Origin of the sequence: Stenotrophomonas sp. 8(2023) (assembly GCF_030345295.1) — a bacterium.
Taxonomy (GTDB): Bacteria; Pseudomonadota; Gammaproteobacteria; order Xanthomonadales; family Xanthomonadaceae; genus Stenotrophomonas; species Stenotrophomonas muris.
On sequence record NZ_CP128404.1, the window covers coordinates 936,653 to 952,599 of the forward strand.

A 15,947-nucleotide genomic window follows, 5' to 3' on the forward strand; every position below is an offset into this window, starting at 1 on the left:
GTCAGATCTCTTTTCCGAAGGAAAAGGATCTGACCCCGGGGCTATACCGGCAGCGGCAGCCAGGTCAGGCTGGCCGAAGCCAGCACGATGGCGATGGCGGTGGCTGCCAGCACATCGGAAGGATAGTGCAGGCCCAGGACCACCCGCGACAGTGCAACGCCACAGGTGAACGGCACCAGCAGCGGCGCCAGCCACGGGTAGTAGGCCAGTGCCACGATGGTGAACGACACCGCATGCAGGGTGTGTCCGGAGGGGAAACTGAACTCGTCCAGCGGCACCACCCAGGCGCGGATGCGCAGGTCGGCCGCGTAGGGCCGCGGGCGCCGGGTCCAGCGCTTGAGGACCTTGTACAGCAGCAGCGCGGCCAGGCCCGTGGCGGCCATGTGCACCGAGGCGCGCAGGCCGTCGAAGCCGTCCAGCACCACCAGCGCGGCCATCAGCACGTACCAGAACACGCCATCGCCGAGCCGGCTGATGACCGCGAACAGGCGACGCACGCGGCGCCGCCGGCAGTAGTGGTTTGCGCGCCGGCACCAGCGTGCTTCGCGCCCGGCCAGCAGCTCAAGCGGCGTAGTGCGCATGGCCGTTCCTCCGCGACTGTGCCAGTTCGGCCAGCAGTGCATCGAACTCGGCCACCACCTGTTGTGGATGCAGGCGCTTCATCGCGCGTGCGGCATTGCCGCCCAGTTCGCGGCGCTGCGCGTCATCGGCGGCCAGTCGCACGGCGGCATCGATGAACTGATCGTCGCTGTCCACGGCTGCGCCGTTCTCGCCATTGCGCAGGTACTCGCGCGCGGCGCCGTAGTCGAAGGCCACGGTGGCCACACCGCTGGCCATGCTTTCCAGGGTCACGTTGCCGAACGTCTCGCTGCGGCTGGGGAACAGGAACAGATCGCCGCTGGCGAAGTGCCGGGCCAGCGCATCGCCGCGCTGGATGCCACAGAAGATGAAGTCGGGGTTTTCATGTGCCAGCTTCTCGCGGGCCGGGCCATCTCCGACCCACACGAAGCGTGCCTTGGGCCGGATCTGCTGCAGCCGGCGGAATGCCTTCACTGCCAGGCCGAGGTTCTTTTCGGCAGCGATGCGGCCGACATAGATCGCCACCAGGCCGTTGCCATCCACGCCCCATTCCTCGCGCAGCGCGGGATCGCGCCGGCCTGGATCGAACTGCTGGCTGTCCACCGCGCGGGCCAGCAGGCGCACGCGCTCGAAGCCCTGTTCGCCGAGGAACTGCTGCAGCTCGCGGGTCGGCACCAGGGTGGCATCGGCCTGGTTGTGGAAACGGCGCATCCAGCGCATGGCTGCGGCCTGCAGCCACGCCACGCCGTAGTCGGGCAGGTACTCGTCGAAGCGGGTGTGGAAGCCGCTGGCGACCGGAATGCCGAGGCGGCGCGCAGTGCGCAGTGCCGACCAGCCGAGCGGACCTTCGGTGGCGATGTAGACCGCATCCGGGCGTTGTTTCTGCCAATGGCGGCCCAGCCGGATCGGCGCCGGCAGTCCGAAACGCAGGCCGGGGTAGCGGGGCAGGGCGGCGCCGGGAACCAGCAAGGTGCCGGGTGCCGAATCCAGCGCTTCGCTGGACTGGCGGGGGCGGACCAGGTCGATCTCGTGCCCGGCTGCGCGCAGACCTTGTTCCAGCCCCTGCACGGTGAGGGCGACGCCGTTCACTTCCGGTGGATAGGTCTCGGTGACGATGGCATAGCGCATGGCGGGCCTCCGGGTTTCCGGCATGCTCGGGCCTGGCGATGTAGCCGACATGACCGCTTTGCGACCATCAGATGACGGTGGCGCCGGCCAGCGCCTGGGCGCGGCGGCCAATAAAAAACCACGGCCCCGAAGGGCCGTGGTCGTCATGCTTCCGTCACAGCGCGATGGATCAGAAGCGCTGCTGGTACTTCATGTAGATGAAGCGGCCGATATCGTAACCACCGTAGTACGAGAAGGCCGAGTTCGGCTTGCTGTACATGACCGGGCCGGTCTTCTCGAACACGTTGTTGGCACCGACCGACACGGTGGCGTCCCACGGCAGCGAGTAACGCACCTGCACGTCGTGGAAGGTGACCGCGCCGCGCTCGTTGTAGTTGCGTGCGCCCTTGTACCACGGTGCGTACACACCCGGATCCGAGCACTCGTCCGGGTACAGCGCGATGTTCGAGCAGGTTTCCTTCACGCCCGAATAGTAACGCGCGGTCCAGCTCGCGCCGAAGTTGCCCCGCTCGTAGCCCAGCACCAGGTTGGAACGGACGCGGAAAGCGCTGCCGATGCCGTTGGTGACGATCGGGACGATCGAGCTGTCGTTGGAGGTGCGGTAGGTCGCACTGGACACGTAGGTGGTGGCCGAGTTCACGTTGAACTTGCCGAACCGGGTGTCCAGACGGTAGCTCACGTCCAGATCGTAGCCTTCGGTTTCCATGAAGCCCGCGTTGCGGTTGCCGAACTTCAGGTTGGTCACGATGCCGGTCACCGGGTCACGCTGGAAGCGCGAGCAGCGCGCGTCGATACCCGATTCGTAGCAGTCCTGCAGGATCTGGGTCGGCGTGTCGGCGATGATCGTGTTGTCGATGCGGATCTTCCACCAGTCCAGCGAGGCGTTGAAGCCCTGGATGAAGCTCGGGCTCCAGACCAGGCCCAGCGTCTTGCTGGTCGAGGTTTCCGGCGTCAGCAGCGGGTTCGACCCGGAGGTGAACGGCACCGGGGTCGCGTCCGTCGACGTGTTCACCGGGGTGCCACCCTGGCGCAGCTGGCGGAAGGTATTCGCATTGGCGATGTCGCGTGCGCAACGTGCACGGACTTCCGCGCTGGAGGCCGAGGAACCGAAGCGGGTGTCGCACGGATCGCTGAACTGCGCGAAGGTCTCCGAACCACCACCGAACAGGTCGCTGATGGTCGGTGCACGGAAGCCCTCGGCCCAGGTGCCACGCACCATCAGCGAGTCGATCGGCTTCCACTTGAAGCCGAACTTGCTGTTGAGCGTGTTGCCGAAGGTGTTGTAGTCCGAGAAGCGGGTGGCGCCATTAAAGGTCAGTTCCTTCGCGCCCGGCAGGTCGGCCAGCACCGGAACGTTCACTTCCAGGTAGGCCTCGTTGACGGTGTAGTCACCGCCGGTCGGGCCCGCGGCCAGGTTGGTGGTCGCGCCCGTCTGGGCCAGGGCATCCGGGGTGTACTTGCCTTCTTCCTTGCGGCTTTCCACGCCGAACGCGAAGCCCAGGTCGCCAGCCGGCAGGGTCACGATGCTGCCAGCGATGTTGGCAAAGAAGTTCTTGGAGGTGGTACGGCCCTTGGTGATCTCTTCCGGGAACAGCCACGCCTGCAGTTCTTCGTTGCCGTACAGGCCATCGGCAGCCGTCGTGCCGTACGGCACCAGCGGGTTCCACGGCTTGCACACGTCATAGGAGATCGGTGCAGCGGCGGTGCCGCACTGCACCTTGCCGGTGGCGGCGTTGTAGAACGACGGGCCGACGCCGCCGGCGACGCGACCCTTGTGCAGGTTGCCGGTCGCCACCGATTCCAGTTCATTGCGGTTGTACTGGTAACCCACTTCCCAGTCGAAGTAGCGGCTGCCGATCTCGAACGAACCGTCGAACGACGCCACCGCGCGGTAGGTCTTCAGCTCGCTGGTGGTCACGCGCGGCACTTCCCAGGTGCGGCGGTTCCATGCCACGGCGGTCGGGGTGGCATACCCGTGCTGGCGGCCGAACGGATTGAAGTAGCTGTTGATCGACATCGAGCCGACACCGGCGGTGCTCGACTGCAGCGGATAGCCCGCGATCTGGCGGGTGGACTCACGCTGGTTGTAGCCCAGCTCGGTGCGGAAGTTGACGTTGTCGGTGATCTTGAAGCGGCCGTCGAAATAGACCGAGTCGCGCTTGACCGGATACATCACGTGCATCTGGTCGTTGGCGTTGCTCACGTCACCGGTGAACGGCGTGCTATCGGTGAGGTGGTAATTGGCCGGGTTGGTGGGATCCGCGCCGCGGTTGAGGGAATAGCCGCAGCCCGCAGTGGCGGTACAGCCCGGGCCGCGCAGACCGGTGAACTGGCCGTACTGGCTGATCGTGGTCCAGTTGCTGCTGTCGTACGGATGGCGATCGGTCATGCCGTACTTGCTGAAGCCGCGATCGCGCGCCCACACGCCCTTCTCTTCGGCATGCTCGGCGGACAAGGTCAACGACACGCGATCGTTGCTCCAGCCGGCGACCACGTCGAAGCGGTCACGTGCGCCGTCGCCCTGGCTGTACTGGCCGTGATAGACGTTGGCGGTCACACCGGTGACATTGGAGCGGGTGATGATGTTCACCACGCCGGCCATGGCGTCGGAGCCATAGATCGCAGAGGCGCCGTCCTTCAGCACCTCGATGCGCTCCACGGCGGACACCGGCAGCGTGGAGATGTCCTGGTAGCCGGACGTGCTGATGCCCATGCGCTTGCCGTTGACCAGCACCAGCGTGCGCTGGGTGCCCAGGTTGCGCATGTCGATGTAGGTGCCACCCGCGTTTTCACCCGCGGTCAGCGCATTGGCGCGGCTGATGGTCGGGCTGCCCATCGCGGTGACGTTCTGCAGGATGTCGGCAACCGAGCTGAAGCCCTGCTTTTCGATGTCGTTGCGGCTGATCGCGAACACCGGCTGGGCGGTTTCCACGTCCACCTGGCGGATGCGCGAGCCGGTGATCTCGATGCGGTCGAGGTTGGTGGGCGTTGCGTTGCTGCCGTCCTGGGCAAACGCGGGCAGGGCGGCCAACGTTGCGGTGGTAGCCAGGGCATAGCGGATGGCCTGCCCCAGTGCGGTGGTGCGTGAAGTCATGGCGAGCTCTCTCTCTCAGGTCGTGCACAAGACGCCAAAGTGGGCGTCGAAGGAGCCAGCTGGGTTGATGACCGAGCCGGTGACCCGATAGTAGTCTCGTTAGTTAATGCTCTGTAAAGAGTTCGTATCGATTTATGTCACGGGACACCCCCATCCTTCACAAAACGTGAACAAAAGCAGGCGCTTACGTGAGAGGTGCGATACGCGATACGGTGCCGTCGTGATGCGAAGCAGCACAAAAAACCGCCAGACTGCGCAAAGTGGGGGTGCGAAGTGCGTCACTCCTGCTGTCCTGTGGACAACAGGCGACGGCGTATTCAGGCTACGAACGGACGGAACTGGATGCCCAGCCCGGCGATCCCGTCGGTCTCGCCGATCAGGTCGGCGCGCAGCAGCGGACGGGCATCGATGAACGCCTGCGGCACGATCAGCGACAGCCGGTTGTCGTCGGCGGTCAGTTCCAGCGCCGGCAGCGGGTCGTCCTCATGCGCGCGGTTGAGCAGCACCGCCAGCCGCAGCAGGGCCGCCAACCGGCGCGCGGTCAGCAGCAGTCGCTCGGGCAGGGCGTCGAAGGCGGTCTTGGTCACGCTGCGGCGATGGCTGCGCACCAGCGCGGCCAGCATCTGCTGTTCCTGGCGGGAGAAGCCGGCGATGTCCGAGTGCTCCAGCACGTAGCTGCCATGCACGTGGTAGCCGCTGTGGGCAATCATCAGGCCCAGTTCGTGCAGGCGTGCGGCCCAGCCGAGCATGCGCGCATCATCGGCATCGAGCTTCCAGCGTTCCTGCACCTGCTCCAGCAGTGACAGAGCAGTGTCCTGCACGCGGTCGGCCTGTACCGTATCGATACCGTAGCGCTGGCTGAGCGCAGCTACCGATTCATCACGCAGGTCGTTCTCGCCGGCACGGCCGACGATGTCGTAGAGGATGCCCTCGCGCATCGCGGCCTTGCTGACCAGCAGCTTCTGCAGGCCAAGTGCCTGGAACGCCGCTTCCAGCACCAGGATGCCGCCGGCGATGATCGGGCGGCGGTCGCTGGACAGGCCCGGCAACTGGATGTCGTCGATCTTCTTGGCCTTCAGCAGCTCATCGCGCAGTTGCGGCAGGGCCTCGGCGGTGATCGCGCCCTTGCTCAGCTTCATCGTCGCGCAGATCTCGCTGATCGCCTTGTGCGTGCCCGAAGAACCCAGCGCCTCCTGCCAGCCCAGCGCGCGGTACTTGCTGGCGAAGGGCTGGAACTCGCGGCCGATCTCGGCCAGCGCGTCCTTCCAGCGCTTCTTGCTGAGCTTGCCGCCGGGGAAGAAGCGCCGGGTGCTGGCGATGCAACCGGCCTGCAGGCTTTCGCGCTCCAGGGTCTGCATGCCCATGCCGATGATGAATTCAGTGGAGCCGCCACCGATGTCGATCACCAGCCGGCGCTGGCCGGGCTTGGGGGGTTGCGCGTGGGCCACGCCCAGGTAGATCAGGCGGGCTTCTTCGCGGCCGCTGACCACTTCGATGGCATGCCCCAGTGCGGTTTCGGCCGGGACCAGGAACGACTGGGGAGAACGCAGCTGGCGCACCGTGTTGGTGGCCAGCGCGCGCACCCGATGCGGCGGCACATTGCGGATGCGCTGGCCGAAACGGGCCAGGCATTCCAGCGCGCGCTGCCGTGCGGCGGAAGACAGTCCGCCTTTGCCATCCAGCCCGTCGGCCATGCGCACCGTCTCGCGCAGGCGGTCGATCACCCGCAGCTGGCCGAGCGTGTAGCGCGCGATGACCATGTGGAAACTGTTGGAGCCAAGGTCGATGGCGGCCAGCAGGTCGCCATCCTGCAATGCGGGCGGAGTCGTGGAGGTATGCGGCATGGGCGAATGTTAGCCGAAGCGGCGGTGTGCTCGTCACCGCGCGGCCTTCACATTCTGGAAGGAGGCGTGCAGCAGGATTGCAAGGGGTCAGATCCCTTTCCCGCAGGAAAGGGATCTGACCCCGGGCGACCGCTGATCGAATCCCGACCAGCGGTCGGGGTCCACCGGGGCAGGACTACAGCCCCTGCATCAATGCCATCTGCGCAGAATGCGGGGCTTCGTCGTGCGCCGGCGCACGCTTGTGGTAGAGGCCGTCGGCGTCCAGTTCCCAGGCGTTGAGGTTGTCGTCCAGGTAGTTCTGCAGGACCTCGCGGTACACCCGCTTGGCCAGTTCCGGATCGAGGATCGGGAAGCAGGTCTCGACCCGGCGCAGCAGGTTGCGTTCCAGCCAGTCGGCGCTGGCGCAGTACATCTCCGGCGCGCCGTCGTTGCCGAACCAGTAGACGCGGCTGTGCTCCAGGAAGCGGCCGACGATCGAGCGCACGCGGATGTTGTCCGAGACACCCGGAACGCCCGGACGCAGGGTGCAGGCGCCACGGATGATCAGGTCGATCTGCACGCCGGCCTGCGACGCGGCGTACAGCGCGCGCACCACCTGCGGTTCGTTCAACGCGTTCATCTTGGCGATGATCCGCGCTGGGCGGCCGGCGGCGGCGATGCGCGTCTCGCGCTCGATACGGCCGAGGATGCCGGTGTGCAGGGTGAAGGGCGACTGCAGCAGGCGCTTGAGCTTCATCTTCGAGGCCAGCCCGGACAGCTGCTGGAACAACAGGTGCACGTCATTGCCGATGTCCGGATCGGCGGTGATCAGGCTGATGTCGGTGTACGCGCGGGCAGTGCCGCTGTGGTAGTTGCCGGTGCCCAGGTGCACGTAGCGGCGCAGCTTGCGGCCTTCGCGGCGCACGATCAGCAGCATCTTGGCGTGGGTCTTGTAGCCGACCACGCCGTACACCACCTGCACCCCGGCCTCCTGCAGGCGATCGGCCAGGCCCAGGTTGGCCTCTTCGTCGAAGCGCGCACGCAGTTCGACCACTACAGTCACATCCTTGCCGTTGCGCGCGGCCTGGATCAGTGCGTCGACGATCAGCGAATCCTTGCCGGTGCGGTACAGCGTCTGCTTGATCGCCAGCACGTTGGGATCGATCGCCGCCTGCCGGATCAGGTCCAGCACCGCGGTGAAGGCATCGAACGGGTGGTGCAGCAGCAGGTCCTGGCGCGCCGTGGTCTCGAAGATGCCGTCGCTGTCGCGCAGCGTGCGCGGGGTCATCGGCGGGTACTTCAGGTCTGGCTGCGCGATCAGGTCGTACAGCTGGATGATGCGGTTGAGGTTGACCGGGCCGTCGATGCGGTACACCGCGTTCTCGGTCAGGCCGAAATTCTGCAGCAGCGTGCGCACGATCTCGCGCGGCATGTCGTGGGCGATCTCCAGGCGCACCGCCGGCCGGTAGCCGCGGTCGACCAGTTCGTCGCGCAGCGCCAGCGCCAGGTTCTCCACTTCCTCCTCGTCCACCACCAGCTCGGAGTTGCGGGTGACACGGAACTGGTAGGCACCCTGGACTTCCATGCCCGGGAACAGCTCATCGACGAAGGTCGACAGCACCGAGGACAGGAACACGAAGTTCTGCGATCCGCCGAGCTTCTCCGGCAGCTGGATGATGCGCGGCAGCGAGCGCGGCGCACGCACGATCGCCAGGTGGCCGGCGCGGCCGAACGCATCGGTGCCCTTCAGCACCACCACGATGTTCAGCGACTTGTTGAGGATCTTCGGGAACGGGTGCACCGGGTCCAGGCCCAGCGGCGACAGCACCGGCATGATCTCGTTGCGGAAGTAGGCGCGCAGCCAGCGCCTCTGGCGGTCGGTCCAGGAATGGCGACCGAGCACGCCGATGCCGGCCTCCATCAGCGCCGGGCGCAGCGTCTCGTTCCAGCAGCGGTACTGCTGGTCCACCAGCTCCGCAGCGCGGTCATGGATGGCGTTGAGGATGGCCTGCGGGCTCATGCCGTCCGGCGCCGGCGGCAGGCCGAATTCCTGCGCGTGGCGCACGGCGGCGGCACGGATCTCGAAGAACTCGTCGAGGTTGGTGCAGGAAATGCACATGAAGCGCAGGCGCTCCAGCAGCGGCACCTGCGGGTCCATGGCCTGCGCCAGCACGCGGAAGTTGAAATCCAGCTGCGACAGCTCGCGGTTGATGTACAGCGACGGGTCGCGCAACGGATCGTTGTCCGGGCTCACGGGGAGGGGGAGGGATCCGAGGCTGCTCATGGCGTCATTCTTCGATGGAGGTCAGGGGGGCGGACTCGCGCGGGCGCACGTGGTCGGCATCGAAATGGCAGGAGAACACCGAGCCCTTGCCGACTTCGCTTTCAATCTCCAGCCGTGCGTGGTGCAGGCCGAGGATGTGCTTGACGATGGACAGGCCCAGCCCGGTGCCGCCGCTCTCGCGCGAGCGGCTGCTGGACACACGGTAGAAACGTTCGGTCAGGCGCGGCAGGTGGGTGGCGGGAATGCCGTAGCCGGAATCGCGCACCGCCAGCACGGCGCCGTCGCCTTCGCGGCGGAACTCCACCGCAATGCGGCCCCCGGCCGGGGTATAGCGCACCGCGTTGGTGACCAGGTTGGAGAAGGCACTGTGCAGTTCCTTGTTCGAACCCTGCAGGTCGACACCGGCCAGATCATCGATGCTGATCTGGTGGCGGCCCTGGCTGTGCGCCTCGGCCTCGCGGCGCAGGGTCGCCAGCATCGGCTGCATGGCCACGGTCTCTTCCTCGCTGTGCTCCTGCGATTCCAGCCGCGACAGGGTCAGCAGGTCTTCCACCAGCTGGGCCATGCGCTGGCTCTGCTTGCGCATTTCTTCCAGCATCGGGCCGGTGCCGGGGAAGTCCTCCGGATCCATCATGTCCAGGTAGCCGTGGACCACGGTGAGCGGCGTGCGCAGCTCGTGTGAAACATTGGCCACGAAGTCGCGGCGCACCTGTTCCAGGCGCAGCAGCTTGCTGACGTCGCGGGCGATCAGCAGCCAGTAATCCGACGAATAGGGAATCAGGCGCAGGTTCAGGCGGATCGCCGGATCGACCGGCGAGGGCACGTCCAGGATCGGTTCGGCATTGCGGCCACCGGCCAGCCAGTGGGCCAGCGGCATCGGTTGCAAGCGTTCGACCAGGGCCTCGCCAAGGTCGCCGGGATGGTGCAGGCCGAGCAGGGCGGTGGCCGCTTCGTTGAACCACTGCACGCGCTGGCTGTTGCGGTCCAGCACCACCACCGCGTCGGGCAATGCGGCGGCGGCGGCGCGGTAGCTGCGCAGCATGTCCAGCAGGCGGCGCTTGCGCACGCGCATTTCCACCTGGTTGCGATACAGCAGGCGGTCCAGTTCGTTCCAGACGCCGGTGCCTTCTTCGGCGGTATCCCAGCGCTGGCGTGCGGTCAGGCGGCGCAGCACGCTGCGCAGGCGCCAGTAATGCCAGGCCAGGGTGGCCAGTGCGCCCAGCGCGATGCACAACCACAGATGGCCCGTGAACCACCCCACCAGTCCGGCGAACAGCAGTACCGCGGCAACGGTGGCCAGGGTCTTCAACCAGGCAGAGCGGATGTGGCGGGGCATTGCGGTCTCGTCGTTGAGGTGCGGCGGTTCACTGGAGTGAACCAAGGGTTATAGCAGAGTTGCCGGCACCGGCACCCGCAGGTGCGCGGTGCCGGCACGACGAGACTCAGGTGGCAGTGGAGAACCGGTAGCCGGCGCCGCGCACGGTCTGCACCATGTTCTCGGCGTTGAACGGTTCCAGCGTCTTGCGCAGGCGGCGGATATGCACGTCGATGGTGCGCTCCTCCACGTACACGCTGCCACCCCATACATGGTCCAGCAGCTGCGCGCGGGTGTAGACGCGCTCCGGATGGGTCATGAAGAAGTGCAGCAGGCGGTATTCGGTCGGGCCGATCGGCACCGGCTGGTCGTTGGCGAACACGCGATGGGCGGCGCCGTCGATGCGGATCGGGCCGACTGCCACGCTGCCGTCCTCGTCGTCCTCGCGGGCACGGCGCATCACCGCACGGATGCGCGCCAGCAGTTCGCGCGCCGAGAACGGCTTGACCACGTAGTCGTCGACGCCGGCTTCCAGGCCACCGACGCGGTCGTTCTCTTCGCCGCGGGCGGTCAGCATGATGATCGGCACTTCGCGGGTCAGCGTTTCCTTGCGCCAGCGACGGGCCAGGTCCAGGCCGCTGGTGCCGGGCAGCATCCAGTCCAGCAGGATCAGGTCCGGAACGCGGTCGGCGATCGCGGTCTGGGCCTCCCGGGCATCGCCGGCGTGGACCGGTTCGTAATCGCCCTTGCGAAGGGCGAAGGCGACCATTTCACGGATCGCGGGCTCGTCATCGACGATCAGGATGCGTTTCTGCACGAGGACACCGTAGGGCTCGGTTACTGGAGTGGTGCCAGTAGACTACGGTTTGATGACATGTTTGTGACTGCCCGGCCGGAACCGGCCTGGATTGCCATCGGTCGGTCATGCAGCGCTCAGCGCCGGTCCAGGTCCGGGTCCTGCACGCCCTGGCGACGCAGCTCCAGCACGGTCGGGGTGATCGCTTCGATGCGGGCATCGACCCGCGCGCGGCCAATGTAATCCAGCGCCGGGTTGCGCTTGAGCGCCTGCAGCTGCAGCAGCGCCTGTTCCGGCCGACCGCTGAGGAAGGCGGCCTCGGCATAGGCCTCGCTGGCACGCACGCTGTCGCCGGCCAGCTCGCTGGCGCGGGCAAAGCGCTGCTGGAAGACCGGATCGTTACCGCTTTGCGACAACAGGGGGCGCAGCATCGCCTGCGCGCGCTGGCCGGCCTCGCGGTTGCCCTGTTCGTTCAGGATCTCGGCATAGGTCAGTGCCACCGGGCGGCTGTTGGGGTGTTCGCGCAGCAGCTGCTCGAAGCGGCTGTTGGCCTGGGCCGCCTGGCCTGCCCGCGATTCCGCTTCGCCCAGGCCCAGCGCCAGCCACAGGTTGCCGGGATGGGTCTGGAGCAGGCCGGCCAGGGTCTGCCGGGCCTGGCCGGCGCCGGCACGGCCACCGCGCATGACCGCCAGCGCCTGGCCATAGCGCTGCGCATCGTTGAGACCGTCCTTCTGCCGCTTGGCCAGGTCGGCATACTCGCGTTCCAGCTCGGGGGTGGAATCCGCGCTGAGCACGCGCAGGCGCTCACGTGCCCAGTCGAAGTCGCCGCTGGCGCCACGGTTGAGCTGGCCGATCGGGAGGCGCAGCACACTGCTGGGCAGCAGCGGGTTGTTGCCGCGCAGCAGCGGCTCGCCCAGGCTGGGATCGGCCGGGTCCACCCGCTCCTTGCGCTCGCCGGTGGGGGTGCTGGTGGTCAGCAGCACCGTATCCTTCTTCATCTGCTCGGCGCGGGCCTTGGCTTCGCTGATGCGGGTGATATTGACCGGGTGGGTGCGCAGGAACTCGGGCACGCTGTAGCCCCCTTCGTTGCCACGCATGGCCGCCGACATCCGTTCGAAGAAGCCGGCCATGGCATCCACGTCGTAGCCGCTGCGCGACAGGGTGCGGATGCCGAGGCGGTCGGCCTCGGACTCGTTGGAGCGGGTGTAGTTGATCTGCCGTTGCTGCATCAGGCCCATGCCCGAGCTGATCGCGGCCATCGTCGCGTTGCCGGACGACGTGCTGTTGCTGGCCTGGGCGGCCACCACCGCTGCCAGCATGCCCAGCAGGATCGGGATCTGGTCACGCTGGGCGCGCTCGACGCCGCGCAGCACATGCTGCTGGGTGACGTGGGCGATTTCGTGGGACAGCACCGCAGCGACCTCGTCCTCGCGCTCGGCGGTCAGCACCAGGCCGGCATTGACCCCGATGTAGCCGCCCAGCGTGGCGAACGCGTTGATCTGGCGGTCGTTCATCACGAAGAAGGTGTACGGCTGCCGCGGCTGGTCACTGTTGGAGCCGAGCCGGGTGCCCATGGTCTGCAGCCAGTCGTTGACCAGCGGATCTTCCAGCAGGTAGCCGTAGTTGCGCAGCTCGCGCAGCATCATCGCGCCGTACTCGGCCTGGCGGGCCGGGGTCAGCAGCTCGCCGGCCGAGGAGCCGATGTCGGGCAGCTTCTCCTGGGCCTGGGCCAGCGGCATGGCCAGGGCCAGGGTGACGGCGGTAGTCAGCAGCAGGGCTCGCAAGCAGGAGTTCCTCGGGCGGGGCGCGCCAAGCGTGGCAGGGCGGGGGGCAACCATTCGTTAATCCACAGTGTTGCGGCCGTGGCGTGGAAATTCCAGCGCACCGGTACCATATGTAGACCGTCGATCCATCGTGGAGTTTCCCGTGACAGCCCAGACCGCCGGCGGTGCCCCCGCCATCACCATCTATTCCACCGCCGTCTGCCCGTACTGCGTGGCCGCCAAGAACTTCCTGAAGAGCAAGGGCCAGCAGTGGACCGAGGTCCGCATCGACCTGGACCCGGCCGAGCGCGAGAAGATGATGGCGCTGACCCGCCGCACCAGCGTGCCGCAGATCTTCGTCGGCGACGTCCATGTCGGCGGCTACGACGACATGATGGCCCTGCACCGTGAAGGCAAGCTCGAGCCGCTGCTGGCCGGGCAGGGCCAGGCATGAGCGCGGCCGACGACGGCAGCAAGGACCGCATCGCCGAGTTCACCGAGTTCCGCAAGCGCATGAACGAGCGGATCCTGGGTGAGCCGAACCAGGTGGTGCGCCGCTTCTTCGCGCTGGACACGCAGACCTACCAGGCCGGCGCGCTGGACGTGAAGACCAAGGAGCTGCTGGGCCTGGTGGCCTCGATGGTGCTGCGCTGCGACGACTGCATCAGCTATCACGTGGCCCAGTGCAAGGACGCCGGCGTGACCCGCGAGGAGTTCTTCGAGACCTTCTCGGTCGGCCTGGTGGTGGGCGGATCGATCGTGATCCCGCACCTGCGCCGCGCGGTCGACTTCCTCGACCAGCTTGAAGGTGGCGCCGCCGCCCCGGCAGCGCACGAGCACTGAGGGGCGTGCCGGCCGCTGGCCGGTATTCCCTGAATCCGGCATGGCCGGGGTTGCCGGCCAGCGGCCGGCATTACCGCACCCGCGAGGGGCCTTCTCCACGATCCAACAGCCCAGGAGCCCCCTTGTTGTTCAAGGGGGCGCGCCGACAGGCGCGGGGATAAGGCGGAATGCGCGGGCAATTCTGCCCGGGCCGGGCACTGGGACCATGGTCTATTTGGGACCTCGGCCCCGGCTCAGGCATAATTGCCGGTGAAACTTCCTTTGCGCCGGCGTTTCCGGGCACGTCCGGACGGCGTTTTTCCCCCTGTTCGGAACATCGATCAATGACGCAGAAAATTACGGTCATCCGCGGCGACGGCATTGGCCCGGAAATCATGGACGCCACCCTGTTCGTGCTCGACCAGCTCAAGACTGGCCTGGAGTACGAAGACGCCGACGCCGGCCTGGTGGCCCTGGAAAAGCACGGCGACCTGATGCCGGCAGTGACCCTGGAATCGATCGCGCGCAACAAGGTCGCGCTGAAGAGCCCGCTGACCACCCCGGTCGGTGGTGGCTTCACCTCGATCAACGTCAGCCTGCGCCGCCACTTCGACCTGTACGCCAACGTGCGTCCGGCCCACACCTTCCCGAACACCAAGTCGCGTTTCGACAACGTCGACCTGATCACCGTCCGTGAGAACACCGAAGGTGCCTACCTGGCCGAAGGCCAGGAAGTGTCGGCCGACGGCGAAACCGCCTTCTCCGGCACCCGCATCACCCGCAAGGGCTCCGAGCGCATCGTGCGCTACGCCTTCGAGCTGGCCAAGAGCACTGGCCGCAAGAAGGTCACTGCCGTGCACAAGGCCAACATCATCAAGTCGACCTCGGGCCTGTTCCTGAACGTCGCCCGTGAAGTCGCCGCACAGTACCCGGAGATCGAGTTCCAGGAAATGATCGTCGACAACTGCTGCATGCAGCTGGTGATGCGTCCGGAACAGTTCGATGTGATCGTCACCACCAACCTGTTCGGCGACATCATCTCCGACCTGTGCGCCGGTCTCGTCGGCGGCCTGGGCCTGGCCCCGGGTGCCAACATCGGCAAGGACGCGGCGATCTTCGAAGCCGTGCACGGCACCGCGCCGGACATCGCCGGCCAGGGCAAGGCCAATCCGTGCGCGCTGCTGCTGGCAGCCGCGCAGATGCTGGACCATGTCGGCCAGCCGGAAAACGCCGAGCGCCTGCGCAAGGCCATCGTGGCGACCATGGAAGCCAAGGATTCGCTGACCGGCGACCTGGGCGGCACCGGCACCACCATGAGCTTTGCCCAGGCCATCGCCAGCCGCCTGTAAGCGGCCGGCCGACCTCGGTTGGATCCACAGCGGGGCGCCTTCGGGCGCCCCGTTGCGTTGTGGGCCGGCCCGGTAGATCCACGCCGTGCGTGGAATGACGGGGCCTTGGTCCGCAGCCACCCATGGGGTGGCTCTACATGGAAATTGTCTGTGCGTACATTGCACAGATCATGTGCCGCTACGCGGCTGGTTCGTGCGTCATGCGCTCCGCATCCTGTGCCCACTTCCCAACGCACTGGAGCTCGAACATGAACCTCACCGCCTTCGGCCTGGCCAGCCTGATCGGCATGGCCACCACCGCCCCGGTCGCCGCCGCCGAGCCGGCCCATCCCACCATCCGCCACATGGCTGGCGCGCCGGTCGCGACCTCGCTGGATGCGGCAAAGACCGCCGTGCTGGTCATCGACTTCCAGAATGAGTACTTCGATGCCACGGCCGCACCGGGCTTTGCCGGTGGCCGCATGGTCATTCCCGATGGCGTGGCCGCGCTGCGGCAGGCGAAGCGGGTGGTCGAATTCGCCGATGCTCATGGCATCCGCGTGATCCATGTGCAGCACGTGCTGCCGGCGGGTGCGCCGCTGTTCGCACAGGGCAGCGTCAATGCTGCCTTCCATCGCGACCTGCAGCCGCGCCAGGGCGAGACCGTGGTGCAGAAGGACAATGTCAGCGTGTTCGCCGGCGCGTCCTCCACCGTGCTCGACCCGCTGCTGAAGAACGCCGGCATCGACACCCTGATCGTCACCGGCCTGCAGACCCATGCCTGCGTGGCTGGTGCCGCGCGCGACGCGGCGGCCGCGCCCCGTGGTTACCGGGTGATCGTCTCGTCCGATGCCAGCGCCAGCCGTGACCTGGACCTGGCTGGCGGCCGGCGCATCGGCCATCGCACGCTGCATGAAGCCGCTCTGGCCCAGATCGAGGACGCCTTCGGCGATGTCATGACGACTGACGCGATCCTGGCACTGCCGGTGCGCAAGGCCGGCGACGGCGCTTGATA

The 15,947-nt window shown here is 67.0% G+C and carries 12 protein-coding genes; 4 read left to right on the top strand and 8 right to left on the bottom strand.

Translation table 11 applies throughout. The features are described 5' to 3' along the window. Positions 1-41: 41 nt before the first annotated feature. The 8 genes from QP609_RS04260 to QP609_RS04295 all read right to left on the bottom strand — a co-directional run bounded on the left by QP609_RS04260 (position 42) and on the right by QP609_RS04295 (position 12,857). Complete coding sequence (locus QP609_RS04260) at positions 42-581, bottom strand: phosphatase PAP2 family protein (protein ID WP_014646085.1); 540 nt, start codon at positions 579-581, stop codon at positions 42-44. Further along, on the bottom strand, positions 562-1,707 hold the full coding sequence (locus QP609_RS04265; RefSeq protein WP_014646086.1) for a glycosyltransferase family 1 protein: 1,146 nt from the start codon (positions 1,705-1,707) through the stop codon (positions 562-564). The genes QP609_RS04260 and QP609_RS04265 overlap by 20 nt, the downstream gene beginning before the upstream one ends. A gap of 169 nt (positions 1,708-1,876) precedes the next feature. Next, positions 1,877-4,801, bottom strand: a complete 2,925-nt coding sequence (locus QP609_RS04270) for a TonB-dependent receptor (protein ID WP_032955931.1) — start codon at positions 4,799-4,801, stop codon at positions 1,877-1,879. 317 nt (positions 4,802-5,118) lie between these two features. After that, on the bottom strand, positions 5,119-6,645 hold the full coding sequence (gene ppx / locus QP609_RS04275; RefSeq protein ID WP_032955928.1) for an exopolyphosphatase: 1,527 nt from the start codon (positions 6,643-6,645) through the stop codon (positions 5,119-5,121). A gap of 175 nt (positions 6,646-6,820) precedes the next feature. Then, on the bottom strand, positions 6,821-8,908 hold the full coding sequence (gene ppk1, locus QP609_RS04280) for a polyphosphate kinase 1 (RefSeq protein ID WP_046429123.1): 2,088 nt from the start codon (positions 8,906-8,908) through the stop codon (positions 6,821-6,823). A 4-nt stretch (positions 8,909-8,912) separates the two neighbouring features. Then, entirely contained in the window at positions 8,913-10,244 is a 1,332-nt protein-coding gene (phoR, locus tag QP609_RS04285) for a phosphate regulon sensor histidine kinase PhoR (protein ID WP_046429124.1), read from the bottom strand. Positions 10,245-10,350: 106 nt separating this feature from the next. Then, on the bottom strand, positions 10,351-11,040 hold the full coding sequence (gene phoB, locus QP609_RS04290; RefSeq protein ID WP_005408258.1) for a phosphate regulon transcriptional regulator PhoB: 690 nt from the start codon (positions 11,038-11,040) through the stop codon (positions 10,351-10,353). Between the two features lie 116 nt (positions 11,041-11,156). After that, a complete protein-coding gene (locus QP609_RS04295) occupies positions 11,157-12,857 on the bottom strand; it encodes a M48 family metalloprotease (RefSeq protein ID WP_169410554.1) in 1,701 nt (566 codons plus the stop codon). A gap of 88 nt (positions 12,858-12,945) precedes the next feature. Between QP609_RS04295 and grxC the strand changes: the two genes are divergently transcribed. The 4 genes from grxC to QP609_RS04315 all read left to right on the top strand — a co-directional run bounded on the left by grxC (position 12,946) and on the right by QP609_RS04315 (position 15,945). Then, positions 12,946-13,236, top strand: coding sequence for a glutaredoxin 3 (gene grxC, locus QP609_RS04300; protein ID WP_004154541.1), 291 nt, complete (start codon positions 12,946-12,948; stop codon positions 13,234-13,236). Beyond that, positions 13,233-13,625, top strand: coding sequence for a carboxymuconolactone decarboxylase family protein (locus QP609_RS04305; protein WP_004154542.1), 393 nt, complete (start codon positions 13,233-13,235; stop codon positions 13,623-13,625). Before grxC ends, QP609_RS04305 begins: the two co-directional genes overlap by 4 nt. A gap of 323 nt (positions 13,626-13,948) precedes the next feature. Beyond that, positions 13,949-14,953, top strand: a complete 1,005-nt coding sequence (locus tag QP609_RS04310) for an isocitrate dehydrogenase (protein WP_014036138.1) — start codon at positions 13,949-13,951, stop codon at positions 14,951-14,953. A 248-nt stretch (positions 14,954-15,201) separates the two neighbouring features. Beyond that, positions 15,202-15,945, top strand: coding sequence for a cysteine hydrolase (locus tag QP609_RS04315; RefSeq protein ID WP_014646091.1), 744 nt, complete (start codon positions 15,202-15,204; stop codon positions 15,943-15,945). Positions 15,946-15,947 lie beyond the last annotated feature (2 nt).